2 protein-coding genes, 1 pseudogene and 1 riboswitch are annotated in these 2,310 nt (G+C 66.2%); all 3 genes and pseudogenes read left to right on the top strand.

Annotated features, from left to right (window positions below; translation table 11 throughout):
* Window positions 1-99, top strand: a riboswitch (cobalamin riboswitch). This riboswitch is flagged as partial in the annotation.
* 36 nt (window positions 100-135) lie between these two features.
* Window positions 136-564, top strand: coding sequence for a DUF1636 family protein (locus tag EN742_RS32175; protein WP_128333736.1), 429 nt, complete (start codon window positions 136-138; stop codon window positions 562-564).
* 2 nt (window positions 565-566) lie between these two features.
* Window positions 567-1,604 (top strand): cobalamin biosynthesis protein CobW, encoded by a 1,038-nt coding sequence (gene cobW, locus EN742_RS32170; RefSeq protein WP_126054013.1) that lies wholly within the window; start codon window positions 567-569, stop codon window positions 1,602-1,604.
* 17 nt (window positions 1,605-1,621) lie between these two features.
* Window positions 1,622-2,310: pseudogene (locus EN742_RS32165) on the top strand (cobaltochelatase subunit CobN); the annotation flags it as partial.

Genomic DNA, 2,310 nt, shown 5'->3' with positions numbered 1-2,310 from the left:
GAGCCAAGGCCGAAAGCCACTGGGATGTTCCCCGGGAAGGCGGCTAACCAAGGCGATGACCCGCGAGCCAGGAGACCTGCCGTCTGCGAGAAAAGAATCCGATCGCCCGGCGGGTTTCCGGGCAAGGAGCCTGATTTGGAGCGCGACAGCAGTTTTCCGGCTGATAGAGCGGACTTACCGTCCGGCGACGACGATGGTCCGGCCGGCGTGACCGTCATCGTCTGCTCGTCCTGCCGCGACGAGACCGGTTCCGATGCCCATCCGCGCGCCGGCGCGCTGCTCGCCGAGGACACGCGCCGGGCGGCTTCCGGCGAAAAGATCAACATCCGCACCGTCGAATGCCTCGGCAATTGTAAGCGCCGACTGAGCGCGGCACTTCTGCGCGATGGCTGCTGGAGCTACGTCTTCGGCGATCTGGATGCGACCAGTGGCACCGACCTCGTCACCTGCGCCAAGCTCTTCGCCACCTCGACCGACGGCCTCATCCCGTGGCGCGGCCGGCCCGATTCCCTGAAGCGCGGCCTTGTTGCCCGCATCCCTCCCCTCGATCTGCTGAAGGACTGACCATGACCGCTTCCGTCTCACGTGTTCCCTGCACCGTCGTCACCGGCTTCCTCGGCGCCGGCAAGACGACACTGGTCCGCCACCTCCTGGAAAACGCCGGCGGCAAGCGTATTGCGATCATTGTGAACGAGTTTGGCGATATCGGCATTGACGGCGAGATCCTGAAGGGCTGCGGCATTGACACCTGTCCGGAGGAGAACATCGTCGAACTGGCCAATGGCTGCATCTGCTGCACCGTCGCCGACGATTTCGTGCCGGCGCTCGACCAGATCCTGTCGCTGACGCCGAAGGTCGACCACATCCTGATTGAAACCTCCGGCCTCGCTCTGCCCAAGCCGCTGGTCCAGGCCTTCCAGTGGCCGAGCGTGAAGAGCCGCGTGACCGTCGATGGCGTCATCGCCGTGGTCGATGGCCCGGCACTGGCCGAAGGCCGCGTCGCCAACGACATGGACGCCCTGCAGGCGCAGCGCGCGCAAGACGAGACGCTCGACCACGACGATCCGGTCGAGGAAGTGTTCGAAGATCAGGTCGCCTGCGCCGACCTGATCATCCTGTCGAAGAGCGACCTGATGGACGCCGCCGGTTCGGCCCGCGCCAACGCCATCATCAACGAACACTCCGCCCGCGCCGTGAAGATCGTGCCGACGTCGCACGGCAAGGTCGATCCTTCCCTGCTGCTGGGGCTTGGTCTTGCCGTCGAGGACGACATCGAGAATCGCAAATCCCATCATGACGGCGCATTCGACCACGAACATGACGACTTCGACACTTTCATTGTCGACATTCCATCGATCGCCAATCCGGACGAGCTCGCAAAACGCGTCGCCGCCGCCGCCGAAGAGGAAAACGTGCTGCGCGTAAAAGGTTTCGTCGAGGTCGGCGGCAAGCCGATGCGGCTTTTGCTGCAGGCCGTCGGGCCGCGCGTCAACCACTACTACGACCGCGCCTGGACCGCCGAAGACGACCGTCGCTCGCGCCTCGTCGTCATCGGCCTGAAGGGGCTGAACCGCCCGGCGATCGAGCGTATCCTCGCCGGCTGAGGCAAACCCGAACCGCCATGCACATCCTCACCACCACATCCGCCTCGCTCGACGATCTCGCCGAGCCTGTCGATCTCAGGCAGACGCCTGCGGATGTCGTGGCGCTGTCCTTCACCGACAGCGATCTCTCGGGGCTCGCGGCTGCATGGAAGGCCGACGCGGAACGATTGCCCTCAATGCGGCTCGCCGCGTTGCGCGATCTCCGCCATCCGATGTCGGTCGACCTCTGGATCGACAGCGTCGCCCGCCATGCCAAGGTCATCCTGGTCCGCATCCTCGGCGGCTATGACTGGTGGCGCTACGGCTGCGACCAGCTCGCCGCGGTCGCGCGCGAACGCGGCATCAAGCTGGCGCTGCTGCCCGGCGAAAGCCACGACGAGGACCTCCGGCTGATCGAGGGCTCGACCCTGCCACGCGCCGAACTGGACGCCCTGCTCGGCTATTTCCGCGAAGGCGGCCCGGCCAATATGACAGCGCTGGTGAAGAGGCTGGCGCGGCTGGCTGGGTCAGACACGGCGGTGGCCGAGCCGGTTAGAGTGCCGAAGGCAGGGTATTATCAGCCGGGCCACGGCGTCGTCCCCCTCCCCCTTGAGGGGAGGGTCCGGCCGCAGGCCGGGGGTGGGGTCCTCCGCGACACGCGCCGACACCCTGAAGAACGACCGCAGGAAGAGACGTTAAGCCCAGTCGTCCCGACCCCTCCCGGCCC

Source organism: Mesorhizobium sp. M4A.F.Ca.ET.020.02.1.1 (genome assembly GCF_004022645.1).
Classification (GTDB): domain Bacteria; phylum Pseudomonadota; class Alphaproteobacteria; order Rhizobiales; family Rhizobiaceae; genus Mesorhizobium.
Note: the sequence above shows the minus strand (reverse complement) of the source record. Positions and strands in the feature narration are given on the sequence as shown.